The organism is Nocardia sp. NPDC003979, from assembly GCF_053605015.1.
In genome coordinates, this window is the sequence record NZ_JBSGIJ010000023.1 from 21,825 (window position 1) to 46,054 (window position 24,230).

Consider the following 24,230-nt stretch of genomic DNA (forward strand, 5'->3'; position numbering starts at 1 on the left):
CTCTAGAGCACCGGGCCCCGCGACATACAGAAACCCGGATGCCGAGGAGTGCATCGCATGAATCGGGAATCCAAGTGACAGACCCACCTGCGAGACGGCGCGCCTCCCAGGCGGATTCCCGCGCCCCGTGGTCTGTTGTTCTCCGCGGGATCCGGGGTTGCCCGCGACACTGGCTGTCCTTCAGGATCCCGGAGCCGGGCAGGCGATGACGGTGCAGTCGGGGTTCGGGGCCAGATCGCGTAGCAGTACTTCGGGATCGGCGTAGTTGAACGGGTTGAAGTCAGGCTCGGTTGTCGGCGGCTGGTAGGGGCCGGGGTCGGGGATGTGATGGTCGCGGACACCACGCATCAAGATCCGGAAGAATTCGTGATAGAGGTCGCTGGCGGCGTGGTTGGTGCATCCGAGCGGGTTGGTGTCCCCGGCGACGCCGGTCCAGGTGACGGTCATGTTCAGGCTGGGAATGATGAAGTTGTTCTGGTGGAAGGCCCCCACGATGGCATAGAGGTCGGCCGGAGCCGACGGGATCATCCGGTGTTCGATGGCCGGCATCACCGGCATGTTCCCGCCGGTGCAGGACGTGCCGCGGTTGGTCCAGAACAGAAGTCCGTAGCAGCCGTTGGTAGGGGTGGGTTCGCCGACCTGTCGCACGTAGTCGGCGGGCACGACCTGGTGGCCGTTCCAGTTGCCGTTGTTCTGCATGAGCAGTCCGAGCTTCGCGTAGTGCGTCGGGGGCATGAACAGGTGGGCGTACCCGTAGGTGTTGCCGGAGCGATCGCGTAACCAGGTGTAGGCGGAACGGTCGATTCCGAGCGGGTCGAACAGCATGCGCTGGGCGTAGTCCTGCAGATCCTCGCCGACAGCCTGGGCGAGGACGAAGGCGAGCAGATCGGGAGTGCGCTGGCCGTAGGCGAATCGGGTGCCCGGCTCGTGGATCAGCGGCTGCGCCAACGCTTGTCGAGCGATGTGTGGATCGGTGCCGGTGGTGATGACCTCGGCCAGGATCGCTTCGTCGAGCCCGGAGGTCTGGGTGAGCAGGTGACGGATCGTGATCGATCGATGGGCGGGATCACCCCAAGCCGGCCCGGTGGGCAGGTAGCGGTCGATGGGATCGTCCACGTCGAGTTCGTTCTGGCCTGCCGCGATCCCGGTGAGTATCGAGACCACGCTCTTGGTCGAACTCCACAGCGGCATCCGGACACCGTCGATCGTCGCGTCGAACGGACCGGCCGCGACCAGACAGTTGTTGCGGAATATCTTGACCGAGGTCCGCAGATGCGCACTGGCATAGGCGATCGCGTCGTGCACCGCTGTCGGGTCCAGCGCCACGGATTCCGGTGTCGCGGTGTCGAAGCCGCCGGCGACCGACAGCGCGCAGTGCGTTCCCGGCGCTTGCGCGTGCACGGTCGATGCCGGGAAGACGACGGCAACGGTCACGGCGCAACCGGCGAGAACAACGGGAGCCTTCATTGTGTGTCTCCTCACGATCGGCGATGACCGCGGTGGGTGGCGGGGACGAAGTCCCGGCCGCGTGATGGATAAGTAGGGGTGGCGAGCGTGGATCCGCGTGAGTGTGGTGCTACCAGCGGTCTTCCGCGATGAGGCGGCGATAGGGTTCGACCGCGTCCGTCGGTTTTCGTGTCAGGCTCGGGTCGGTGACGACGTCGACGGTGTAGAGGCCGAAGCGGGGGTTGTAGGTACCCCATTCGTAATTGTCGGTCAGGCTCCAGTACAGCATTCCGATGATCGGCACACCGCGGCGTTTGGCCTCGCGCACCGAGTCCACGCTGTCGAGCAGATGCTGGGTTCGGGTCAGCCCGTCGGTGCGGGGTGCTCCGTTGTCGGTCGGCATCCCGAACTCGATGATGAAAACCGGCAGACCGGGATATCTGATCGCGTAGTCTTCGCAGACGCTGCCGATCACCCGCGGTGCCTGCGGGATCTCCCACGGTTTGCCGTCGAACAGATGCAGCATCCCCTCCACACCGATATCGGGGTAATAGAAGTCGAGCCCGAGGAAATCCATGTACCCGTCGGCGACCTGGCTCAGGAATGCCGAATCGGCCGCCGCGCGCGCCGGAGCGGGCAAGTTCGGGGTGGCTTCATTGCTCGACACCTGCGCGGTCGGGTCAGCGTGTTTGATGATCTGATAGGCCCGTCGGTGCGCGGTGACGAGGTTCGCGGCCATGCGCGCGGATTCGGTCGGGGCCAATCCTCGCATCCGGGTCTCGAGCACCACATTGACCGAAGGTTCATTGAAGATCAGCCACCACGGGCACTGACCCGCGAACTCCTCGGTGGCCTTGCCGACATAGCGCAGGAACCGCTCGACCGTCGAATCCGACACCCAACCACCCTGGTCCAGGATCCACGCCGGGTACACGAAGTGATCCAATGTCACCATCGGTTGCATACCCGCGGCGAGGATCTCGGCCACGACATCACGGTAGAACGCCCAGCCCTGCTCCGACCACACGTCGCGCCGAGGTTCGACCCGCGCCCAGTTCACCCCGAACCGGAACACCCGCGCCCCGAGGTCGGCGGCAAGGCGGATATCGTCGCGGTAGCGGTGACGGAAATCGACGGACTCAAAGTATGGCTCCATATCGGGATGCTCTCCGCTGGTGATGTAGGAGCCCCAGTTCGAGGCGGGCATATCGCCCTCGGACTGGAACGCCGAGCCGGCGACGCCCCACAGGAAGTCCGCACCGGGTCCTTCGGCTTGCGCGAGTGCTGTCCGCGGTGACCAGCTCAGCGCGGCTGCCGCGATCGCCGCGCAACCGAGCCGCAGTGCGTCGCGTCGTGGAATGTCGCGCGGGTCACGCCAAGAGTTCATCGCTCCAGCCTCGCCTCCCGACAGGCTAGGTAAAACTACGGATTTCCTCGGTGCGATATAGGGAACACCTATACCTTGGGGTGATGCTGACTTTGCGCGAGATGGAGGTGATCCTCGCAGTCGCCGAACACGGCTCCCTGACAGCGGCCGCCCGATCGCTGCACCTGTCCCAGCCCTCGGTATCGCAAGCCGTCAGCGCCGTCGAACGCCGACTCGGCGGCCCGGTATTCGTGCGGCATCCCCGTGGGATGAAACCCACAGTGCAGGGCGCTGCCGCCCTGCCCGTCATGCGCAGCTGCCTGCAAGCAGCGCGCACCGTCGACCGGCTCACCACCCACGGACACAACACCGGGTTGCTGCGGGTCGGTGCCGCGTCGATGGCGTCGGATGCCGTCTTTCTCGACGCGATCGCCTCTTGGCGCGAGACGAATCCCGACATCGACATCCACGTCGAAGAATTCACCGATCACCCGTACCGCCGCGCCGAGGACGGCTTCCTCGCCGGTGATCTCGATGTCGTCATCGGCATCGGCCGCGAACCCATCGGCTCGATCGGGCACACCGAAATCCTCGCCGTAGAGGAGCTTGTCGTAGCCGGCGCCGACCCCGAAACCCTGCGCGAACAAGCCAGCGCGTGGTGGATCGCCCACCCGCGCGGACACCCACTCGATGAGGCGATGAACAACCATCACGCCGCCACCGGCATCGTCGCTCGCTATGCCGCCCGCGCCGGACACCAGTCGACGGTGATCGCCATGGCCGCGGCGGGGATAGGCCTCACGGTGCTCCCCCGCACACTCGCCTACCAGTCCAAGCTTGCCTTCACCGCGCTGCGGCCAGCGGCCCGTGTCACACTGGTCGCGTGGACGCCGACCGCCCACGATCCTACAGCGCTGATGTTCACCTCCTTTCTGCACGAGGCGTACTCCGTTGAACATCGCGGCTGACCTCGCCCCCCACCGCCGTATTCGGCACTAGAGACTGGTGAGATCGCGTATTCAACTGTCGCAAGTTCGCGACGGGTCCACTCGTCTTGTGGCTGGCATAGCTGGGCGATCTCGTCACAGAGTCCCGAAGTCGCGGCAGAATGGCGGGTATGTCAGAAGCCAACGGCCCCTTGTTGATCAAGAGCAGCGGTAATCCTGCCGAGCTCGTGGAGCTGCTGGAGTGGTTTCGGCACGAGGGTGCCCTGCGTGGGCAGGTGAGTCTGTCCCCTGAGCAGACCGGCGGTGAGCAAACGGGCGAGGTGGCGGGCGCCCTTATGGTGACAGTTGGTGCGGGAGGGGCCGCAGCGGTGCTGGTCCATTCACTAACCGCGTGGCTGACCCGCCGCCGTTCCGAAACCACAATCACCATCACGCGCGGCGATGCCGTGGTCACCGTCAGCAGCAACCGAATTCAGGCCGCTGAACTGCTGCGGACGATGCAGGATCTGCTCGACGAGCAACGTGTTGACGTTACCGAAGTCACCAGCGCTGGGACCGGGGTGACCATCTCAGGCATCAGCATTGGGGGTAACGTTGTCGCGCAAAACAGCGCCATTGCGGGCTCCGCAGCCACCGTCAACATTTTCCAGGGCATGAATGACAAGCAGGCAGCACCGGCCGTCCGCGCCATCGCGTCATCTGGTCAGGACCGAGAGGGGACGATGTCTCGCGCTGCCAGTAGCTCCTGTGGGGTGGAACCCGATGCTATGACCGCGCCAGACGCTGTATCGGGCGCACTTACGAGCAAGGCTGGCGCGGACGGTTGGCGTGCGCGTGCGCGTGCATTCGTGAGTGGATTTGCCTCGGCAATAGTCCCAATACCGGGGCCACCGCCCCACCGACCGCCAGCTGCACGGCGCATCGGGCAGAGGATGCAGGCGATGTACTCGCAGCTCGAAGCCGCTATCGACGACAAGCCGGGGCAAGGAGTCAACCGATGACGAGCCAGCCGGAGCAGTCGGCCTCCACGCCTCCACCCCCACCTGCGACGCGCTGGGCCGATCTCCCCACTCCCGCCGACCTGAAACGGTGGGAAGCGATCAGGCCCGGCACCGTTGATCGCATCCTCACGGCCGTCGAACAAGCTGAGCGACACGACCAGCGAATCCGGTGGGCTGAACTCGGTCTGCGCGCGTTCGGCACCATCAGCGGGCTGACCACAGTGGCCATTATGGCGCTGACCGCGAAACACTTCGTCGACCATGGTGCACCCCTTGAAGGCGCTGGAATCATCGGCGCCGGATCTGTCTCAATTGTTACCGCATTCATCACCCTGGGCCGCAGAAACAAGTAGCGCCGTTGCCACCTTGTCGTCCTGACGAAGACTGGTGAGGATCGGGTGCGCCCACTGGGACGACAAGTGCCGGGTCGCGGTGTCGATCAACACCGGTGATGTGTCCGCGCACGAGGTCACCCGCATGATCTCTCGCGACGGCCGTCCGACCGCGTTGGGCGAAGCGATCGCCCACTATGGGCGGATCTTCAAAACCTTGCACATCCTGCGACTGGCCGACGACAAACCGTACCGGCGGGAGGGCAAACGCCAGTCCAACCTCACCGAAGGCCGTCACGACCTGGCTCGGTCGGTGTATCACGGCCGCAAGGGTGAGATGCGCCCGGCGTACTACGAGGGCATGGAGGAACAGCTTCACGCGCTCGGCCTGGTCCTGAACTGCGTCGTGCTGTGGAACACCGTCAACCTCAACCACGCCATCGAGGCACTGCGCGAGCAGGGGTATTCCGTGCTCGATACCGACGTCGAGCGGCTCTCAGCGTTTATCCGCTCCCACCTGGGTTTGGACGGACACTACAGCTTCGTACTGCCCGACCTGGGCGGAGTCGTCCGGCCGCTGCGCGACCCCGCTCAGGTCGGACAGGGATAGGTCTCCGGGCAGGGACAGCGGGTCTAGACTGCGTTCGATTCTCACGACCTCGGACCAGAACGGCGCATCGACGACGGAATTCAGCGGCACACCCGGGTATTCGGTCAGGTCAATCCGCCGTCGGCGCGGATGTTCTGCCCGGTGACCCAGCGGCTGTCAGGGTGAACGAGGAGCGCCACGAGGTCGGCGATATCGGTAGGTTGGCCGATGCGACCGAGTGCGGTCATCGCAGCGGCCCCCTCCACGGCGCCTAGTTGCGCGCTGGCACGCAGCAGATCGGTATCAGTCGGGCCGAGCGAGATGGTGTTGGCGGTGATGCCCCGGTGCCCGAGCTCGCGGGAACCGATGCGGGTGAGCTGCTCGACGGCAGCTTTGCCGGCCGCGTAGATCGCTTCCCCAGGGCTCGGCCAATGGGTGCCGACAGTGGAGACGGTGACAACCCGGCCGTTGTCACGCAGTCGCGGCGTTGCCTGAGCAAGGGTCAGGAATGTGCCTCGGGCGTTGACGGCCATCACCCGATCCCACTCGTCGATAGTAGCCTCAGCCAGTGGTGCGCTGGTGAATACACCAGCGTTGGCCACGAGAATGTCGAGCCCGACGCCCGCGGTCCGAAACACCTCGTCCGCCGCAGCGAACCCAGCAGTGACCTGGCCGGGGTCGGCGAGGTCGACCTGCACGGCCGATACTCGCCCGTTCGATGCGGTGATCTCGGCGACCAGCGCGTCGGCGGCATCGGAGCTCGTGGCGTAGGTGAACACCACGGTGGCGCCGTCTGCGGCCAACCGGCGGGTGATCGCGCGGCCGATGCCGCGCGACCCTCCGGTCACCAGGGCGCCTCGCCCCGCCAGCGGCCGGAACGCTCTGGCAGATGGCCGTGTCGAAGTAGTCATGCCGGCAACGGTGGCATCGATCGCGGCACGAATCGCTCCGCAATCCATGAGACGCTGGTGACCATGGTCGATACCAGTGTCCGGCTGCTGCGGCTTCTCGGGCTCCTGCAAACCCAGCGCCTGTGGACCGGGGCCGAGCTGGCGTCGCGTCTGGGCGTGAATACCCGCACGATCCGTGCCGACATCGCACGCCTGCGGCGGCTCGACTATCAGGTCGACGCTGTTCCCGGTGTGGCAGGCGGGTATCGACTCCGCGCCGGCGCGAGACTGCCACCTCTGCAACTCGACGACGACGAGGCCATCGCGGTGGCCGTAGCTCTGCGCACCGGCGTCGGTGCCGGTGTGGCCGGTATCGGCGAACACGCGGCCCGCGCGGCCACCAAACTCCAGCAGCTACTCCCGCCCCGTCTGCGTCACCGGCTACACACGATCAGCGCGGTCGCCGAGGCCATACCGAACTCCCGGGATCCGGTGGAACCCAGCATTTTCCGCGATGTCGCCACGACTGTCGAGCGCAGCGAAGTGCTCCGCTTCGACTACACCGATCGGCACGACACACCCAGCGAGCGTCGTGTCGAACCGTACCGGTTGGTGCACTCCGGCGGCCGGTGGTACCTCGTCGGCTACGACCTCGATCGCCAGGACTGGCGCAGCTACCGCCTCGACCGAATCTCACCGAAGACACCGACCGGACCCCGATTCACCGCCAGAGACCTCCCCGCGCGCGATCTCGCGACATTCGTGACCCGTGGACGGATGGCCGCACTGTGGAACTACACCGCCCGAGTGATCGTCGACGCGCCTGCCGAAACCGTCGCAGCGCGCATACCTCCCGGCATCTGGACGGTTGAACCGATCGATCCGCACACCAGCGCGGTCGAGGCCGGCGCACAAAGCCCGCAACTGCTCGCGGCATACCTCGCCGCGATGGACCTCGATTTTCGTCTAGAGGCAGGCCACGCACCCGAGCTCGCGGCCGCCATCGCTACGCTCGCGGCACGCTACACGGCAGCTATGCACCCTACGGAATCACCCGGACTCCAGAGAGGCAGCTGTTCGCTGAAAGGGCTTGCCATCCCTCCTGGTTGACGCGCCGGCGCCTCTGCACGCGTTGCACCTTCGCCGACGAACTCACCGATCTGCTCAGCGACGACACTGGCCCGGGTCCGAACCGACCTCGCACCGCTCGCCGCGCACCTGCTGAAAATGAGTTCGCCGCTGTCTGGGCTGTGTTGGCTCAAACACCGCAAGGGCCGCGTCCGCGCGCCTGCGGATTTGCTGGCCGAGCTCGGCCGTGGCGAGACCGCGTTGACCCACAAGCCATTCCACACCCTTCAGCCCTGGCGCGCGGCCGCGCACCTGGAGGAACTGCTGATGGTCTGCGGCATCCCGCCCCAGGTCTATAAACAGATCTGCGCGTTCGAACGCTGGACGATCAGACATCTCGCCACCATGACCGAGCCGGAGCATGCCCGATTGATCAAGCGGTTCACCGCCTGGGACGTGGCGCCCCGGCTGCGAGCGCGAGCCGCGCACAAGCCACTCACCGTCAGCAGCCACCGGGGCTCCAGCAGCCAGATCACCCAAGTGACAAGGTATCTCGGCTGGCTCGCTGAACACGACCTCACTCTGACCGACTGCGTTCAAGCCGACATCGATGCCTGGCACGTCGAACACAACGCCCACGCCCGCAACTCGATCCGAGGGTTTCTGCTCTGGTGCATCGCCAACAAGCTCACCCGCCGATTCCGGCTTCCCACCGTCGTGATCGGCCCCGCGACACCGATGCCGCAGCAGCAGCGGATCGACCTGCTCGGTCGAATACTCACCGAGCCCGACCACCCACTGAAGTCCCGCGTCGCGGCGGCGATCGTGCTGCTCTACGTCCAGCCCCTCAGCCGCATCGTCCGGCTCACCCTCGACGACGTGATCATCGACAACGACACCGTTCGGCTGCGGTTCGTTGATCCACCGTCACCGGCCCCTGGCCCGGTCGCCGAGCTACTGCTGTCCTGGACCGACCAGCGCACCAACATGAACACCGCAACCAACCGCGAATCCCGCTGGCTATTTCCCGGCCGCCGCGCTGGGCAGCCGCTCCACCCCGAAACCCTCGGAGCACGGATCAAAGCTCTCGGCGTTCCCACCACCGCCGGTCGTGTCGGCTCGCTGCACCAGCATGTTCTCGAACTGCCCGCGCCCGTCCTCGCCGACGCTCTCGGCTATCACCACAAGACCACTACCCGCGCCGCAGCCCACGCAGCTGCCGACTCGAGCCGCTACGCCCTCGGGCCACGGGCCCGGAAACCGTTCGGCTGGGCACCACGAACCCGTCACAGTTGATTACGAGACCCTGCCAGTCCCTCACGCCGTCAGGTGGTCTCCGCGACAGCGGTCCTCGCTCGACGCGCATAGAGCTGTTGCTGGGCGCGAGCGACGACTGATCCGTCGCTCGCGACGATCTCAGTGGAGTGACGGGTCACAGACTTGCTGCCATCAGCCGTCACGCCGCGAATCGCATCAACCTCATCCGATGTGAGTTCCATTGTCGCGGTGACGGTTCCACGGCCAGCTTTGACGAACTCGATGCTTGCTGAGGTGTTCCATACGACGTAGTCGGCTCCGAGCTGCTGCAATGCCATGAGCCCGAAGAACGGGTCGGTCATGGCCGACAACGTTCCGCCGAAGGCGGCACCGTTGTGATTGCTGTTCCACCAGCTGACCCGGTGTCGGACCCGAACAGTAGTCCAGTCGCCTGCCACGTGTTCAACGCGAACGCCGGCGAAGAGCAACGGCGGATACAAGCTCATCCCGATCCGGAACGTCCGCGGCGAGATGATCTTTCCAACCAACTTGCCTCCAGGCTTCACTTTCACCCCTATCGGTCGGCCTTCACCCTTCGCCGACTCGACGTCACCGACGCTCATGATCTTAGCCAGGATTGATGCATCAATGATTGACCTAGGTGAGATCGACGAGCGACCGCACGAATTCGCGACAGTTGAATACGCGCCTCTGCCAGTCTCGACCCCCCTTATCGCGCGATCGCATGCTTGATCCACGCCGATTCCAGCGGCCACCTCCGGCACTCGAGTAGAAGCGGGCAGCGGCTACGGCTCGGCATGGGGGTCTCGTTGAGCGAAAACCACCGGATCGCTGGCCAACCAGCCCTGTTCGGCCCAGTACGATGCAACGTTGACCTCGGCGTGCGCGTGGTGGCGGGAGCAGGGTTGGCTCACCGGTCATCCGTGTCAAACCTGGCTCTGCATGATCACCGGGCTACAGCCGGCACGACACGCGCCCTGGACCGAGATGCTCACCACCGCGGCGGCGCGGCTGCAGCCGGACTGATTACGGCGAACCTGCACCTTCGACCGAGGAAGATCGAACTATCCGGGCTCGTGGAACCCGGCAGCCAGCCCGCTGCGCGGGCCGTCTGCCCCTGCCCCGTGTCCCTGAATTCTATGATCGAATCGGCGATCCGAAACCCGTAGTCCTGGCCTGCCAGCCCGAAAGATCGAGGCTAGCGCAACCGACTCGCCAGCGCTGTGCCGTCCGCCTCGTCGACACCGAATGCGTAACCGCCAAGATTCCCTTGTTGACCGGCGCGCTCGATGACTACTACCGGCGACCGTTCGGATACTGACCGGGCGGAGTGTGGTCCAGGCCGGTCAGCGGGTGCGGTGTTCCCGACGCGACCTGGTCGCCGCGGCCCCACTGCCCTGCGGTGCAGGCTCGCCCGGCCCCTGCGGTGCCTGCGGGTGCTGTCCCCATTGCCTCTGTGGCGGCACGCCCTGACCCCATTGTGCCCGCTGCCCCGGCGCCAGCACCGGACCCTGCTGGCCCGGAACTCCCGGGGGCATACCGTGCGGCGTCTGCCCCGCCCACGCTTCCGCGGGCCCGGCTCCTGCGGCGGCCGCACCCTTGCACCACCGCCGCGTCGACGGCAGCACCGCCAGCACGAACGTCACCATCGGAAACACCAGCAGCAGCAGCGACACGACCCACGGAACCTCGACCTCCGCCCCCAGAATCGCGTTCACACTCGACTGCCCGAGCACAATCTCGAGAGGGTGCCCGATGCCGATCCCGTAGTCCCTCATCTGCACCATCACCGATACCGCGTTGAGCGCATACGCACCCACCGCGCCCGCGCACCCCAACGCCACCAGCGTGGGCCCCGCACCCCGCCGCACGAACACCAACACCGCCCCCACCAGCAACAACACCGATGACACGACGTCGATGACCAACGTCAACCCCGAAACGGCCGACACCCATCCCGGCGCGAACCCGATCCCGAACATCGGCCCCTCGGTACGCACCAGCCCGGCGACGACCCCAGAAGCACCGGCCACCCCACCCAGCCCGGCGAGCACCCCGGCACTCACCCCTCTCCCGCCACCGGCCGGGCGCTGCACGGGTACGCGATACATGTCTCTCCCCAAAATCCGACAACGCTGACGAAGCGTATTTCCATCCGTGACGTGCGATCGACGCGGGGCATCGAGGCAATGGCGGAGAGCGCGCCAGCGGCCGACGAGGATACCTTGGGTGGCGATGGTCTTGTGGTGAGTTCCGCCAACCGGGACTCACCGTCCATGTCCTGCACCCAATCGGTGTGTCCCCCAAAGGTTTCGGTACACTGCGCGAACCCCGTCGCCTACTGACTTCTACATTCGCCGCTGATCACCAGCACAGTCTCGAATCGTCCCTCGCAGATGAGCCGGTCGCGGGGCGTCACACATCCACATATCCGCGCCCCCGGGTCCCGCGAATCACTCTCCGCAACACGTTTTCGGACACCAGTCCCGCTAACGCCAGTTTCCGTTCGGCTGGACCCACGTGCAAGCTTGCGTGGCATACCCCTCTACGCGGACGCCGCCGCGCCGCGGCTTGTTCCCGCGCTGTTTGGAACTGGGACGCCGGACGACCGGCTTCGACGCGCTCAGCGCGCACAGCGCATAACCGCATCGCGCAGCTTGCGGCTGCGCACGTCGTCGAGGATAGCCATGCCCAGCCGGTTCATGGTGTAGCCGAAGCCCAACCCGGTGGTCGGGTCGGCGAAACCGAAGGAGCCGCCGAGACCGGTGGTGCCGTAGGCGCGCTTGTCCGAACCGAAGCGGAACGACCCGCGAGACTTGCGGAAACCCAGGTGGTAGCGGCTCTTGGTGTGCAACACCAGATCCGGCGCAGGGACATCGTCGGCGGTCTCGGCCAGTGCGAGTCGGTCAAGGACCTGCTCCGACAGCGGCAACACACCGGTGCGACCGGCTGCGGCGCCGTACACCCGCGCCAAGGCGCGCGCGTTGCCGACACCGTTCATGCCCGGCCACTCGACCCGCAGGAACTCATCTCGCGCGGCGCGGGCGGGCGCGCCGGGTCGTGGGTTGGTCAGCGCGCCGTAGGACAGGCCGCGCCTGGCGTAGACTTCCAGGCCGATTCTCAGCGGCAGATCGCGTTCGTAGCGCAGGATGTCCAGGCCCTTGGTCGCCGAGAGTACGGCCACCCGCTCCATCGGTTCAGAGGCCGGATATCCGATGAACAGGTCGGCGGCGAGCGGGCCGGCGATCTCCTGCGCGAAGAAACGGCCGACCCCGCGTCCGGCCGGATCCACCCGTCGTAGCAGCTCGTTCTGGTACAGCCCGTAGGTCAGGGCGTGATAACCGTGACGGGTCCCCGGCTCCCAGGCCGGCTTCTGCTCGGCCAGGATTACCGCGAGGGCGTCCTGATCGGCCAGCTCACCCAGCTTCACGATCCGGTCGAGCTGCGACAACCCCGCTTGGTGATCAATGAGCTGGCGCACGGTGACATCCTGCTTGCCGTTTGCCGCGAACTCGGGCCAGTGCTTGGACACCGGGTCCTCGTAGTCGAGCAGACCCCTCGAAACGGCGGCCGCGATCGTGAACGCCGACATCCCCTTCGACGAGGAAAACACCGGCACGATGGTGTCGCGCTCCCACGGCTGCACACGAGCGCGATCGCGATGACCGGCCCACAGGTCGACCACGGGGGCGTCTCCGTCGTAGACCGCGACAGCGGCGCCGATCTCGGCGTGGTCGGTGAAGTTGCGGCGGAAGGCGTCGGCGACGGGGCCGAAACCGGCCGCCACATCGCCGTGGATGGAAGGTGCAGCGCTCATTGTGGTATCGAGGGTAACGCCCACTCCCATGTTGGGCACCTCAGCCACAAGGGAATGCGTACCGGCACGAGCCGACGAGCGTCTCCCGCTCCACCCGCGGCATTTGAGAGCAGATCCCATGAACTTCCGCAGGGAAATCCAGCGGTGCCCGTGTCCGTGCTGTGCGACAGTCGAAGGAACCACACGGTCGTAACCTTGCCAGGTCCTCGGCCGCAGTGCTGCCCCAGCCGACGCGATGGCTACCGAGTTGCGAGCGCCGTTCGTCGACCTTATGGTCAGTGCACAGTTGTTCACTCAATGCTGGTCATTCGTGGGGGAATCATGACGTTGGCGACTATCGTCGGGTTGCTTCTGATGGTGCCCGCCGCCGCGGCGGCCGGTTGCGGCGCGATTGTCATCAGCTACTGGCTGAAACTCCACCATGATCGGCAAAGTCACCAATTCGCCCGCGACTCTTCGCTGCAAAAGTCCAGTTCCCAATCGGAATCGTCGGCGTCGTGAACCTCATCGGCGTGCCGCCGACGACCGCATTGACAGCGAATGTAGTGTTCGTCGGGACCAGTTCATTGCCGCGCCGCCGGGTTCTGTTCGGCTCCCCGGGCTGAGATGTCCACGCCTGATCTGCGCTTGTACGCCGCTATCGCTTCCAGGCCAAACACCATCGATGTGCACAGATCGAATGGCTCTCGTAGCAGCACGTCTGTGATGCCCGCGCTGTCCAGCGTCGCGCACCCAAGGTCGGCGACGCACAGCATCGCCGCTCCCAGTTGGAGGACGTTCCAGTTGGTTAGACACCCCATAGGCCGGTCAGCAGTCATCCCGACTGCCTGACTATCGCATTGAGGAAGGGGACAACATATGAAACAGGACTTCTACCGGCAGCTCTCACCTTCGTGCGGACTCCGCGTCAGCCCGCTCAGTCTCGGCGCGATCACTTTCGGCGGCGCCCATGGCATGGAGTATTTCGGACACGTCGACACCGACCAGGCTGCCGAACTCCTGCACATCGCGCAGGACGCCGGGATCACCATGGTGGATGTGGCGAACTTCTATTCGAAGGGCGTTGCCGAAGAGGTCCTCGGAAAGGCGCTGTCCACATCGGAGGAATTCGCCGATCTGCTGGTGACCTCGAAGGTCCGAATGGTGGTCGGCGACGGCCCCAACGATGGCGGACAGTCCCGCTGGCACATCCTGGACCAGGTGGACAAGACCCTGGGTCGCCTCGGCCGCAACCACCTGGATCTCTACTACCTTCACGAGTGGGACGGGCAGACCCCCCTGGACGAGACACTGCAAACGATGGACCACCTCGTGCGATGCGGCAAGATCCGCTATTACGGTGTCTCCAACTACACGGCATGGCAGTTGATGAAGACGCTGATGACCTGTGAACGCCACAACTTGATCAAGCCGGTGAGCCAGCAGATCTATTACACGCCACAAGCGCGCGAAGCCGAGTACGAGATGATCCCTGCGGGGATCGACCAAGGGATCGGCACCCAGGTGTGGAGCCCGATGGCAATGGGACTGCTCACCGGAAAATATCGCCGCGACCGGCAGCCGAGCGAAGGCGCCCGGATGGTCGACGGCGACGGCTCGGATCTGCGTGTACCCGATCACGAGAACCTCTACGACATGGTCGATCGCCTCGACCAGATCGCCACCGCGCGCGATGCCACGATCCCGCAGGTCGTTCTCGCCTGGCTGCTCACGCGTCCGGGTATCACCAACCTGGTCATCGGAGCGCGAACCCCCGACCAGCTCCGAGATTCCCTCGGCGCGCTCACCCTCGAACTGACCGATGACGAAATCACCCAAATTGCACAGGTCAGTCCGCCGCCGGTCCGATACCCCTTCTGGCACCAAGCAGATCTCGCCTCCGACAGACTTAGCGCCGCCGACCGCTCGATCATCGAAACCACAGCGAAGCAGACGTAATCCTACAAGGGGCCGTCGGCGGTGAACGTCCGGGTCAGGTGCCGAATCGCCGACCATGAGCCCGGCGGCCTCGGCCAACGATCAGGCGAGGCCAGGCCGGTCGGTGAGGCTGTCCCATAGACGGATTGTGGGCAGCCTAGATCGACCAGGTCATCGCCGAGCTCGAACCGATCGTCGGGGATGTCCACAAGGCCGAGGTCGCTGCGGCAGTCACCGGCGCGCTCGATATCTACGGGCCCGGGCCGTGGATGGATGCTGACTTGGCGAGCGTGGCCGGTGTGGACCTGACCGACCTGCGCAGGCTCCGCAACCAACTCCTCGCCGCCAGCCCGATCCACCGCTCGGGGCTGCTGCATGATCAGGTGACAGCGGTTAAGCAGCCTGGCGGACTGCTGGGGCCATGATGGTTTCAAATTCGATCGGGGTCAACCGCCCGAGGCGAGCCTGTCGACGCCGGCGGTGGTAGGTGCGCTCGATCCAGGTGACGATCGCGATCCGGAGCTGCTCGCGGGTGTCCCAACGCTGCCAGTCCAAGACGTTGCGTTGCAGCAGGCTGAAGAAGCTCTCCATGGCCGCGTTGTCACCGGCCGCACCGACACGGCCCATCGATCCGACCATGCGATGACGGTTGAGCGCGCCGACGAATCTCCGCGAGCGAAATTGAGATCCGCGGTCGGTGTGGATCACGCAACCGGACACGTCACCGCGCCGGGCAACAGCATTGTTCACCGCGGTCACCGCCAGTCGAGACTTCATCCGCGTATCGATCGAGTACCCGATGATCCGGTTGGAGAAGACGTCTTTGACCGCGCACAAATACAGCTTGCCTTCGTCGGTCTGATGTTCGGTGATGTCACTGAGCCACAACTGATTTGGTGCGTCGCTGCGGAATCTGCGCTGTACCAGGTCGTCATGGACGGGCGGCCCCGGTTTGCCGTTCTTGCCGCGCCGCGGCTTGCCGAACGCGCTCCACCACCGATTCGTCGAACATATTCTCCAGGCGGTCCGCGCACTCATCGATTCACCTGCTTCGCGGGCTTCGTCGGCGAGAAACCGGTAGCCGAATTCAGGGTCGTCGCGATGCGCATCGAACAACGCGTTGGCCCGATACGCCTCGGCGACGTCGCCAGTGGTCACCGGATCGGCCAGCCACCGATAGTAGGGCTGGCGAGCGAGCTGCAGCACCCGGCACGTCACCGCCACAGGGATCCCTTCGGCGGCAAGCTCTTTCACGAGCGGGTAGAGCCTTTTCCCGGGATCTGAGCCTGCGACAGATAGGCGGCCGCGCGCCGCAGGACCTCGTTCTCCTGCTCGAGCAACCGGATCCGGCGGCGAGCATCCCGCAACTCGACCGACTCACTGCGAGTGGTCCCGGGTTTGTTCCCGTCGTCGATCTCGGCTTGGCGCATCCATTTCGACAACGTCATCGGATGGACCCCGAAATCGGCCGCGACCTGCTCCAACGTCACTCCGTCGTCTCGGTTGCGGGCGACCCGCACGACATCGTCGCGGAACTCTTTCGGATACGGCTTGGGCACTGCGACATCCTCTCAGGCTCACGTCTCGGCAAGCCATCTCGGTTGTCACCTACCCCTGCAGCAGCCCCCACCCACCGCCCTTTCACCGAACTTCGCGATGCGACCGGTTCGCCTGGCATTGCAGACTGGAACACTGGGTGGATGGAATTGAACGGCAGGCGGTGACGCTGGAGGAACTGGCAGCGCCGGGCTGGTTGGCTACGGACACTTCACCTCGATGAGAGTCGAGCGCGGCGGCACAGTGCGCGGCCTATCGCTACACCTGACCCGGCTAACACGTGACTGTCGCGAGGTGTTCGCCACCGACATCGACACCGACCTCGTCCGTCGACTCGTCCGCGACGCGGTGGGCGAGGTGAAAGAGCCGATGGTCGCGCGGGTCACCGTCTTCGACCCCCGCCTCGAACTCGGGCGACCCGTTGCTGCCGCCGACCCTCAAATTCTGGTCACCAGCCGCAAGGCGCCCACCACCCCGCTGGGCCCGTTGAGCCTGCAGTCCGCGGTCTACGCCCGCGATCTACCTCGGGTGAAGCATGTCGGCCTCTTCGGGTCGAGCATCAACGCCGGGCCGCCCAGCTTGCGGGCTTCGACGATGTCGTGTTCACCACCCCGGACGGTGTGATCAGCGAGATCGCCACCAGCAACGTCGGTTCATCCGCGACGGCCAACTGATCTGGCCGCACGCCGACGTCCTGCCCGGCACCACGATGCAGCTGATCAGCCAGACCCGCGACGAGGACGGGCTCGTCGAGCAGGTCACCCTCGCCGACCTGAACCAATTCGACGCGGTGATGGCCACCAACGCCGCGGTCGGTGTGCGAGCGGTCAGCAACATCGACGAGACCGCCTGGTCGACCGAGCACGAGATGATCGCGATCTTGCGCAAACAGTACGAATCGATTCTGCCAGAACAGATCTAGCGAATCGGCAGTTCCTCGCCCCTGTGGCTAGGCTCAGGTGCCAGCGCACAGGGATGGCAGGCCGCTCGCGGTACCCGGGGCAACGCGTGGCCATGGGGTAACCAGCGGACCTCGGCCAAGGTGAACTGCCGCGGAACCGGACCCAACACCTCCACGCCGGTCGACCACTACAAGTCTGGGGCGACACCGGAGTTCTATCACCCTAATGTATCTAATGTATCCACACTAGGAGTCTGCTGCGATCACGAGATGGCGACACAGCTCGCTATCCGAGCTGGTGAAGGAGGCTACCCATGTTTGCCAGAAGCGACAGCCGACGCATTCATACCGTCGAGCTATCTGCGCCCAATTCGCCGATCTACAGCTCCACAGGGCGATAGGCTGATGTACACGTGCTGCTTGCGACGCAGGGAGAAGCGCTGTGGGGAACGACGCCGGATACGATTCGCTGCTCGACCGGTTCAGTGTGTTCGCTTGTACACGCACCGTCGGAGCGCCGATTCGGGGGCTACCGATCTTCGGCGAGGTCCTCTGGACGGTGCCCGCGTCGCCGAAGGCGGAGGACCGACGCTTCGAGGACGCCTGGTTTCGAGCGCTCGAGGAGGTTCCGCTGCTCGATGATCATGACCGGGAGAACTCCGCTACCGCCGTGGCGCAGGCGCTCACCGAGGTGTTCTCCGCCGAGACCCGCGACACCATGACCTCGTGGGAGTACCCAACAGTCATAGAATTCTTCGAGAGGGTTGTGAAGTGCGCGCTCGAGGAGCTCGCGGGGCAGACTTTCCATGCGATGTCGGTTGACCAGATTTGTGTCGTTCTGGTGAGTCGAATTCGACAGGTCGCCGAGCAGGACGGGCTCGACACCCTGGTGGCGCAGCAGACCGAACCCGCGCAACTGCGAGTTCCGCTCGGGCTGGTGGCCACGGACGGCAACGGCTACGCATCCTTCGATCTGACCCGGGTGCGCCGGGACGTCCGCCAGGCCATCGCCGGGGTCATGTACGACGAAGCGACGACGCGGAATCGCACGGACTCGATCGCGCTGCTGGTCCACCCATTCGGTGGCGAAGGACCGTTCGATGCGCTCCCCCAACGACGTTTCACCGAAAATGCCGTTGTCATGCGGCTTTTCATCGATCAACCCGATATCCCGGCCGACGTCGTCCGACTCGGACTGCCGAGCATGCAGAGCGTCGGATTGACCGATTGGCGTCTGTCGCCCGCGTCGATCGCGACAACCACCTCGGCAATGATCGGCGCGGACGGATGCCAGACCTTGCTCCCGCCGAACTCAGCCATCGACGAGTTCTCCTTCTACACCGTCGTAGGGATCTCCGATCCGGCGGCAGCCGCCCCCGAGGCCCACGGTGCGCAGCTCCGCGCCGCGTACGTGAATGAACACCGGTTGAGCTGGACGCCGCTCGGCCATTCGCTGGGACGGATCATCCAGACCTTCCCGCTCGCACCCGGGGAGGCGATCCGAGTCGCGGTCGTGGAATGGACCCGCCGGGACAAGACCATTCGGGACGAGACCACGAAGGTGGACGAGTCTGTGGTGCACGAACTGCGTCGCGACCGGGTCATCGGCGAGACCGTGCGGGCGGGCGTGGAGGAATGGCAGCGTGGTGGCTCGGTCATGGGCGGCCTGGCCAACTCGGTCGGCGGGGCGTTCGGATACGGCGGGTTGGGCGTGTCGGCGGGGAACTCGAACGCGCTGGGCGGCAGTTATTCGACCAGCAGCGGCAGTCGTGACATCGCCGCCGAGACGAATCAACGTCTCAGTGAGCGGGTGGCGCAGGCGAGCGCGGCCTCTCGCGAGTTGTACAGCACGACGGTCGTGCAGAGCGCGCAGGCGGAACGAAGCGCGGTCGAGACCAGGGTGATCGCGAACTACAACCACAGCCACACGGTCACATTCCTCTACCACGAGATCTACCGGCAGTTCAGGCTAGCGGCGGAGTTCGTGCGGCGACGGCCCGCGATTCTGGTGCCGTTGAAGACCGATTGGCTGGACGGTCCCGCGGTCAGCGCCGCTGTCGTCAAGTATCGCCCCGCCCTCGAGCGGTCACTGCTGGACGAGCGTTTCACTGGCGGGTTCGACGCGATCGAGCGACTGCGCGCACGGGGAGGCGCTCTCGCCGATCTCGATACACCGCTGCCCGAGCCGCCACCGCAGGCCACGGCCGCGCTGCCGGAGCCGCATTTCTTCTATTTCACCTTCGAGATCAGGACCGGAGGTTTGGTCGCCGAGGATTTCGACCACAAGGTCGATCTGTACTCGATCGTCCTCGGTCTGCCGGAGGGGCACTGTCAGTTGGTCACGCCCGGGGATGGGCAACCGCAGCAGGTCATGAACAACCGGGGCGCTTTTCGGCACAAGGACGCCATGAACAGGTTCACGGTGTTCCCGCAGTGGACTCGGCCGTCGTCCGGCGCGACATTGAATTTCGTGCCCTGGGGGCTGATGAGCGGCATCATGCTGCACGTGGCTTGCCATCCGGGCGACGACAAGGGCGCCGACGTGTCTTTGTCCTATATCAAGATCTCCGGCGTCGACGCCCGCGGTCAGCAAGACGCGCAGATCTTGTTCGAGCAAGACTATTCGGACGGGCATCTGGTTTTCCAGAACAACGAATCAGAGAAGGATCGGATGTTGGTGCTCCCGGTGCGCAGGCCCACGCCGCCCGCCCCACCCGCACCATACTATTCGGCCGCCGACCTGGCCGATCGGGCAGCGGCGGCGGCCTTGCTAGAGCATTTGCGCGACAATCGTCGTTACTACAGCCGCGGAATCTTTTTCGCGCTCGACATCTACAAGCGCGCGGATTTGCTCGCCAGCATTGCGTTGTCGGACGGATCGACAGTCCTGGACCACGTGGCGAACGAGCCGCTGGAGATCCTGGGCGACCATGTCGCCTTCCCCTGCACCGACTCGCGGTGGGCCTTCGCTATCGATGAGGCTCTGGCTAGGTCCGACGCTCAACTCGTCCAGGAGGAAATTCCGGTGCGCGAGCCGGTCTCGGTGGAGCGGCTCGTCACGCTTCCGTCGCGGGGTGTGTTCGCGGACGCGAAACTTGGAAACTGCAACATCTCGGAGGAGATCGACAACACTCGGTTCTGGGATTGGCAGCAGTCGCCGATTCCGCTCGTCCCCACCGAGATCGCCCCGGTGCAGCTTCCGGTCCCGCAGTACCAGGCACCGCAGGGGACGACCCCCACGGCCCTGCCCGATCCGCTAGCAGAGGTGAAGGATCCACCGCCAGCACCCGACCCCACGGGACTGTCCGCCGCGCTGAGCGCGTTGACGACGGCCAACATCTTCCGCGACATGTCGGGTACCGCTCAGATCGCAGACCTGTTGAAACAACTGTCGGACAACAGCGTCGCCATCGCCCAGACGGCCAAGGCGGCCCAGCCGACCGCCGGGGTGACTGCTGCGCCCATCATGGGCGGGCAGAGTACGCCCCCACAGCCGACAGCGTCGGTGCAGTCCGCAGACGGCAAGCCGGGGTCACCCGCGAGCACCCCGCAGGCCGTGCCGGTCACCATGGAGCAGCGGCAAGCCCAGGACATCGCCAATCAGCTGTCGAAGCTGCATGCCGCCCAGCAGTACTACCCACCCAAGGAGCAGGCGGAGATCCGCGAGGCCGTCAAGCCTTCCCTAATGAACGCGAGCTACAGTCCAGGCGGGGACCTCGCGATCGGTGCGCCGCCGGCAGGCGCTGGCGCGACGATCCCCGCGGGCGGCCTTACGATCACCATCAACACCGCGCAGGACGAAATCGACCTCGGTTTCATACGCATGACAAAGGCCCACCTCTTCGTCGAAGCCGTCATCGACAGTCAGCCCAAGACCCCCGACGCGGACAAGCCCGTGAGCTTCGGACTCGTCCCGGTCACCGGTCAGGGTGGCGCAGCTGACCGGCCGCCACAGCCAGGGCAGTCCGGCAAGCCAGGATCGTCGTCGACCATGCGCTGGTTCAACCTGGGACCAAGCACGTACAAGTGGAGATTCTGGCGCGGCACCTCAGAGACCGGCCCCGACTGGAAGGTGCCGCCGGTCCGCTCGAGTCTGGTAGGCACGCTGCGATTCACCGAGAGCGATACCTGGCCGGCGTAGGGCGTGCCGCGGCAGCCAACCGCTGCCCGAGGGGCGATTCAGATGCGGGCCAGACGGAGGACGAGTTCTGAACCTCAGACCGACCGACCACCTGCCCGTCCAGGGTGGCGACCAGCTCATCGGTGCCAGCCACACCACCGCATCGATGTCACCGCCGGTCACCGCCGACACCATTACGCGATAGCTGCTGTCGGGATCACGAAGGGTGTGACCGAATACGCCAGAAAGTGACAATGGGGGATCCGGTAGCTGAGGTGGTGCCTGTCCCTTTTGGGCATCCGTCGGGTAGTGGAGACGTCCGGTGCGTGGCTGCTTCCCAGCGGACTTGACCCCCTGAGCTATCTGTTGATGACCACCGGCTAGGCCGGGCAAGCCGACGCCGGGTTCCTCGACGAGATCACCTTCGAGCAGTTCCTGATGCGCGTCGAACAACTTCACGACGCCCACCAACACCTCGCTCGCGGCGAGCACGCTCCGGCCCGGCCCCCGACCGCTATCGCCACCGTCTTGAGGCTGCCCACCAGTTCGACGGCCTGACGATCACCACCGCGGTACAGGCGAAAACCGCGCTGGCCAACCCTGGTTCTGGTCGTGAATCTCGGCACCACTTCGGTCGCGAATCCAAACACCGCACGATTTGGTGTTCGTGAATCTCGACGGCATCTCAGTCGGACGACCAGTCGAACCGCAGCGCCGACGTCTGCTGTTCGCCACCCGTCATGGGGCCGCCTGGCAGTGGTCAACCTCAAGCACTCATCCAGGAGTTGGCCGACAGCTCGACATGAACACCCGCTACAACGGGCACAGCACCTCACATGCCGGGCAACGTCTGTACACACCCGAAACAGGATCCGACCAAGGCAAACCCCGAACGATGAATCTTGTGGTCGTTCCACAAACGGGAACGCGTCCGGGCGGAGCCGCAGCATGCGCGAGCGGCTCGCCCTCCCTGACGAATCGCACACCGGCATACGGGTTGTCCGGGTCATCGCTGCCCACGTCCACCGCGCGATAGATAACCGAGTAGACCGCCTCGTACTCCACACACCGAGCCTATCCGCGAACACGCCTGCTCACCCGAGGTCCAGTTCCGGAGAAAACGCGCGCTCATGCCGCCTAGCGGTCCCGCGGGGGCGTGGACTCCTCGCCTAGCGAAGGGAGAACGCGTTCCAGCCACGCTGTTCGAGGTCCCCGAGTGGCAACGCGACGATCCGTCACGATGACGACTGACAACCCAGCTACAGGAGGTCAGTTGGGTACCGCCGCATTGCAACCAGGTTGGTGCAGTGGTGTCGAGATTCGCGACCAGTCACGAACAAGACGCTGTCAAAATTCGCGATCAAGCGGTGTCCGAATTCGCGATCAAAGCCACCAACCCGGACCTCCAAATCCACCACGGCGCAATTGTCCTTTCCAGTGGACCTGACGTATTGCCATCGTTCTGGCACAAGTGCGGGGCTTCTGCCATTAGCCTGACGCAGATCGTTGGTTCCGACTGTTTGCTCGGAGGTCCGGGTCGTGGGTGCTGTCGTCGCCGTTGCCGGTGGTGATGGCTGCTGGGTGGAGTTCATCGATCCGGAGGTCCGAGCTCGCTGTCGGTTGCCTCTGTTGGCCTGCGCGACAATCCGTTTCGAGATGGTCGAACCGGCGCGGAGATTCCCTTCGTTCCGTGGTCAGAAGAACTTCTCGGGATCGTGGCGGTCGGCGACGATGGGTGGGCACATCGGCTACGAATCCTGGATGGAGCGTGACTGGCTGATACATCACCCCCCGGACGACGGGGAATGGGCGGCGACCCGGACAAACTCGCCACCGTCAGCGGCCGCACCACACCGGTTGTCCTGCACATCTTCCCCGAACTGGCCGCCCGCGACGACAACCTAAGCAACCTGGCATCGTCGCCGAACAACGAAAACGCAAGCAGCGCAACCACGAAGCCAAACAGCCGCTCTATTCGGCCATCCGCCGCGACGCTCTCGCAGGCATGTCGGGCAGAGCCATCGAACGCAAGCACCAGGTCGGCTGGCGAACCGTCCAGGCCGCACTGCGATCACCGAACCCGCCCACACGCAAGAAATATCCCCGGCGCGAGCGCCCCGGCCCGCGAGGACTGGAACCACACATCGACGCCCTTCTCGCCGACGCACCGTTAATCTCCATCCGGGAGATCTGGGAACGTCTACTCGACGACCACCACCCGGCCGTCACTTATCAAGCCGTCCACGACTATGCCTTCAGCCGCCGCGGCCCGGCGCCTCGGCCACCTCTGCCGGTCAGCGGGCATTCCGCCACCATGGAAGTCATGTCTGAGCCCTCCGGCGCCACCGAACACTTTGGTGAAACCACTACTGGTCAGGTTATTCTCCTCAATGGCGTGTCGAGCTCGGGCAAGTCCAGCCTCGCACGCCAACTGCAACTCGACCTCGAACGCCCCTTCTTCCACATGGGCATCGACATGATCGGCGCGATGCGCTCACAAACCCGAACCCACGAACTCGACCCGACCGAACTCGCTGAAGTCCTCAAACGAACCCGAGCCGGATTTCACCGAGCCGTCGCCGGAATGGCCCACGCAGGCAACGACATCATCATGGACCACGTGCTGAGCGAGCCCTGGCGGCTGAGCGACTGCCTGACCGTTCTCGCCGGCATCGACGTCGTCCTTATCGGCGTCCACTGCTCTGCCGAGGAACTACAGCGCCGCGAAGAGGAACGCGGGGACCGCCCGATCGGCACCGCCGCCCAGCAGATCAAATCCGTCCACGCCCACTCAATCTATGACTTCGAAGTCGACACCAGCACCAGCTCCATCGAGGACTGCTCCGCCCAGATCAAGAAGTTCGTCGACCAAACCCCATCACCGCGAGCATTCGATCAACTTCGGGCCGCATCGAAACACTGACTTGCGTCAACAATCTGGCAGAAAATCAGCCCGGCCTTCTGCCACATACATGACACACCCCTGATCACGGCCCGAGTG

At 65.1% G+C, this 24,230-nt stretch carries 19 protein-coding genes; 12 read left to right on the forward strand and 7 right to left on the reverse strand.

Annotation, left to right across the window (positions count from 1 at the left end; genetic code table 11):
* Nucleotides 1–180 precede the first annotated feature (180 nt).
* Both ACWEVR_RS29760 and ACWEVR_RS29765 read right to left on the reverse strand, forming a co-directional pair.
* A complete protein-coding gene (locus tag ACWEVR_RS29760; protein ID WP_452469641.1) occupies nt 181–1,467 on the reverse strand; it encodes a serine hydrolase domain-containing protein in 1,287 nt (428 codons plus the stop codon).
* A gap of 109 nt (nt 1,468–1,576) precedes the next feature.
* Complete coding sequence (locus ACWEVR_RS29765; protein WP_452469642.1) at nt 1,577–2,833, reverse strand: family 1 glycosylhydrolase; 1,257 nt, start codon at nt 2,831–2,833, stop codon at nt 1,577–1,579.
* Nucleotides 2,834–2,916: 83 nt separating this feature from the next.
* On the opposite strand from ACWEVR_RS29765, the gene ACWEVR_RS29770 reads away from it, so the two are divergent.
* The 4 genes from ACWEVR_RS29770 (at nt 2,917) to ACWEVR_RS29785 (ending at nt 5,702) form a co-directional block, all read left to right on the forward strand.
* Nucleotides 2,917–3,780, forward strand: coding sequence for a LysR family transcriptional regulator (locus tag ACWEVR_RS29770; protein WP_452469643.1), 864 nt, complete (start codon nt 2,917–2,919; stop codon nt 3,778–3,780).
* Nucleotides 3,781–3,929: 149 nt separating this feature from the next.
* Nucleotides 3,930–4,760 carry an effector-associated constant component EACC1 gene (locus tag ACWEVR_RS29775; RefSeq protein ID WP_452469644.1) on the forward strand — a complete coding sequence of 277 codons (831 nt, stop codon included), beginning with the start codon at nt 3,930–3,932 and terminating at the stop codon, nt 4,758–4,760.
* Nucleotides 4,757–5,113: a hypothetical protein gene (locus tag ACWEVR_RS29780; RefSeq protein WP_452469645.1), complete on the forward strand. Its 357-nt coding sequence runs from the start codon at nt 4,757–4,759 to the stop codon at nt 5,111–5,113. The genes ACWEVR_RS29775 and ACWEVR_RS29780 overlap by 4 nt, the downstream gene beginning before the upstream one ends.
* Nucleotides 5,114–5,147: 34 nt before the next feature.
* Nucleotides 5,148–5,702: a Tn3 family transposase gene (locus tag ACWEVR_RS29785; RefSeq protein ID WP_452469646.1), complete on the forward strand. Its 555-nt coding sequence runs from the start codon at nt 5,148–5,150 to the stop codon at nt 5,700–5,702.
* 104 nt (nt 5,703–5,806) lie between these two features.
* On the opposite strand, the gene ACWEVR_RS29790 is transcribed toward ACWEVR_RS29785, so the two are convergent.
* Complete coding sequence (locus ACWEVR_RS29790) at nt 5,807–6,592, reverse strand: SDR family oxidoreductase (RefSeq protein ID WP_452469647.1); 786 nt, start codon at nt 6,590–6,592, stop codon at nt 5,807–5,809.
* A gap of 63 nt (nt 6,593–6,655) precedes the next feature.
* Here ACWEVR_RS29790 and ACWEVR_RS29795 point away from each other — a divergent pair, with 63 nt between their 5' ends.
* Together ACWEVR_RS29795 and ACWEVR_RS29800 are read left to right on the forward strand one after the other, a co-directional pair.
* Nucleotides 6,656–7,681 (forward strand): helix-turn-helix transcriptional regulator, encoded by a 1,026-nt coding sequence (locus ACWEVR_RS29795; protein WP_452469648.1) that lies wholly within the window; start codon nt 6,656–6,658, stop codon nt 7,679–7,681.
* Between the two features lie 117 nt (nt 7,682–7,798).
* Nucleotides 7,799–8,935: a hypothetical protein gene (locus tag ACWEVR_RS29800; RefSeq protein ID WP_452469649.1), complete on the forward strand. Its 1,137-nt coding sequence runs from the start codon at nt 7,799–7,801 to the stop codon at nt 8,933–8,935.
* A 29-nt stretch (nt 8,936–8,964) separates the two neighbouring features.
* Here ACWEVR_RS29800 and ACWEVR_RS29805 read toward each other — a convergent pair whose 3' ends face one another.
* The 3 genes from ACWEVR_RS29805 to ACWEVR_RS29815 form a co-directional block, all read right to left on the reverse strand.
* Complete coding sequence (locus ACWEVR_RS29805; protein ID WP_452469650.1) at nt 8,965–9,519, reverse strand: DUF4442 domain-containing protein; 555 nt, start codon at nt 9,517–9,519, stop codon at nt 8,965–8,967.
* A gap of 744 nt (nt 9,520–10,263) precedes the next feature.
* Nucleotides 10,264–11,028 (reverse strand): hypothetical protein, encoded by a 765-nt coding sequence (locus tag ACWEVR_RS29810; protein WP_452469651.1) that lies wholly within the window; start codon nt 11,026–11,028, stop codon nt 10,264–10,266.
* Nucleotides 11,029–11,540: 512 nt separating this feature from the next.
* Nucleotides 11,541–12,734 carry a serine hydrolase domain-containing protein gene (locus tag ACWEVR_RS29815; RefSeq protein WP_452469652.1) on the reverse strand — a complete coding sequence of 398 codons (1,194 nt, stop codon included), beginning with the start codon at nt 12,732–12,734 and terminating at the stop codon, nt 11,541–11,543.
* A 297-nt stretch (nt 12,735–13,031) separates the two neighbouring features.
* Between ACWEVR_RS29815 and ACWEVR_RS29820 the strand changes: the two genes are divergently transcribed.
* Entirely contained in the window at nt 13,032–13,235 is a 204-nt protein-coding gene (locus ACWEVR_RS29820) for a hypothetical protein (RefSeq protein WP_452469653.1), read from the forward strand.
* A 357-nt stretch (nt 13,236–13,592) separates the two neighbouring features.
* Nucleotides 13,593–14,672: an aldo/keto reductase gene (locus ACWEVR_RS29825; protein ID WP_452469654.1), complete on the forward strand. Its 1,080-nt coding sequence runs from the start codon at nt 13,593–13,595 to the stop codon at nt 14,670–14,672.
* Between the two features lie 372 nt (nt 14,673–15,044).
* Here ACWEVR_RS29825 and ACWEVR_RS29830 read toward each other — a convergent pair.
* Nucleotides 15,045–16,210, reverse strand: a protein-coding gene (locus tag ACWEVR_RS29830; protein WP_452469655.1) for an IS3 family transposase whose coding sequence is annotated in 2 segments (ribosomal slippage) — nt 15,045–15,923 and nt 15,926–16,210 — 1,164 coding nt in all. Because the reading frame shifts where the segments join, the coding sequence is not laid out codon by codon here.
* 217 nt (nt 16,211–16,427) lie between these two features.
* Between ACWEVR_RS29830 and ACWEVR_RS29835 the strand changes: the two genes are divergently transcribed.
* The 4 genes from ACWEVR_RS29835 to ACWEVR_RS29850 all read left to right on the forward strand — a co-directional run bounded on the left by ACWEVR_RS29835 (nt 16,428) and on the right by ACWEVR_RS29850 (nt 24,152).
* Nucleotides 16,428–16,832, forward strand: coding sequence for an aminotransferase class IV (locus ACWEVR_RS29835; RefSeq protein ID WP_452469656.1), 405 nt, complete (start codon nt 16,428–16,430; stop codon nt 16,830–16,832).
* Between the two features lie 85 nt (nt 16,833–16,917).
* Nucleotides 16,918–17,130, forward strand: a complete 213-nt coding sequence (locus ACWEVR_RS29840; protein WP_452469657.1) for a hypothetical protein — start codon at nt 16,918–16,920, stop codon at nt 17,128–17,130.
* Nucleotides 17,131–17,551: 421 nt separating this feature from the next.
* On the forward strand, nt 17,552–21,250 hold the full coding sequence (locus ACWEVR_RS29845; RefSeq protein ID WP_452469658.1) for a hypothetical protein: 3,699 nt from the start codon (nt 17,552–17,554) through the stop codon (nt 21,248–21,250).
* Nucleotides 21,251–23,234: 1,984 nt separating this feature from the next.
* Nucleotides 23,235–24,152: a phosphotransferase-like protein gene (locus tag ACWEVR_RS29850; protein WP_452469659.1), complete on the forward strand. Its 918-nt coding sequence runs from the start codon at nt 23,235–23,237 to the stop codon at nt 24,150–24,152.
* Nucleotides 24,153–24,230 lie beyond the last annotated feature (78 nt).

Excerpts from the sequence above, each read along its gene's own strand:
- ACWEVR_RS29760 (WP_452469641.1), bottom strand. The coding sequence starts at position 1,467 with ATGAAGGCTCCCGTTGTTCTCGCCGGTTGCGCCGTGACCGTTGCCGTC.
- ACWEVR_RS29765 (WP_452469642.1), bottom strand. The coding sequence starts at position 2,833 with ATGAACTCTTGGCGTGACCCGCGCGACATTCCACGACGCGACGCACTG.
- ACWEVR_RS29770 (WP_452469643.1), top strand. The coding sequence starts at position 2,917 with ATGCTGACTTTGCGCGAGATGGAGGTGATCCTCGCAGTCGCCGAACAC.
- ACWEVR_RS29775 (WP_452469644.1), top strand. The coding sequence starts at position 3,930 with ATGTCAGAAGCCAACGGCCCCTTGTTGATCAAGAGCAGCGGTAATCCT.
- ACWEVR_RS29780 (WP_452469645.1), top strand. The coding sequence starts at position 4,757 with ATGACGAGCCAGCCGGAGCAGTCGGCCTCCACGCCTCCACCCCCACCT.
- ACWEVR_RS29790 (WP_452469647.1), bottom strand. The coding sequence starts at position 6,592 with ATGACTACTTCGACACGGCCATCTGCCAGAGCGTTCCGGCCGCTGGCG.
- ACWEVR_RS29795 (WP_452469648.1), top strand. The coding sequence starts at position 6,656 with ATGGTCGATACCAGTGTCCGGCTGCTGCGGCTTCTCGGGCTCCTGCAA.
- ACWEVR_RS29800 (WP_452469649.1), top strand. The coding sequence starts at position 7,799 with ATGAGTTCGCCGCTGTCTGGGCTGTGTTGGCTCAAACACCGCAAGGGC.
- ACWEVR_RS29805 (WP_452469650.1), bottom strand. The coding sequence starts at position 9,519 with ATGAGCGTCGGTGACGTCGAGTCGGCGAAGGGTGAAGGCCGACCGATA.
- ACWEVR_RS29810 (WP_452469651.1), bottom strand. The coding sequence starts at position 11,028 with ATGTATCGCGTACCCGTGCAGCGCCCGGCCGGTGGCGGGAGAGGGGTG.
- ACWEVR_RS29815 (WP_452469652.1), bottom strand. The coding sequence starts at position 12,734 with ATGAGCGCTGCACCTTCCATCCACGGCGATGTGGCGGCCGGTTTCGGC.
- ACWEVR_RS29820 (WP_452469653.1), top strand. The coding sequence starts at position 13,032 with ATGCTGGTCATTCGTGGGGGAATCATGACGTTGGCGACTATCGTCGGG.
- ACWEVR_RS29825 (WP_452469654.1), top strand. The coding sequence starts at position 13,593 with ATGAAACAGGACTTCTACCGGCAGCTCTCACCTTCGTGCGGACTCCGC.
- ACWEVR_RS29835 (WP_452469656.1), top strand. The coding sequence starts at position 16,428 with ATGAGAGTCGAGCGCGGCGGCACAGTGCGCGGCCTATCGCTACACCTG.
- ACWEVR_RS29840 (WP_452469657.1), top strand. The coding sequence starts at position 16,918 with ATGCAGCTGATCAGCCAGACCCGCGACGAGGACGGGCTCGTCGAGCAG.
- ACWEVR_RS29850 (WP_452469659.1), top strand. The coding sequence starts at position 23,235 with ATGTCGGGCAGAGCCATCGAACGCAAGCACCAGGTCGGCTGGCGAACC.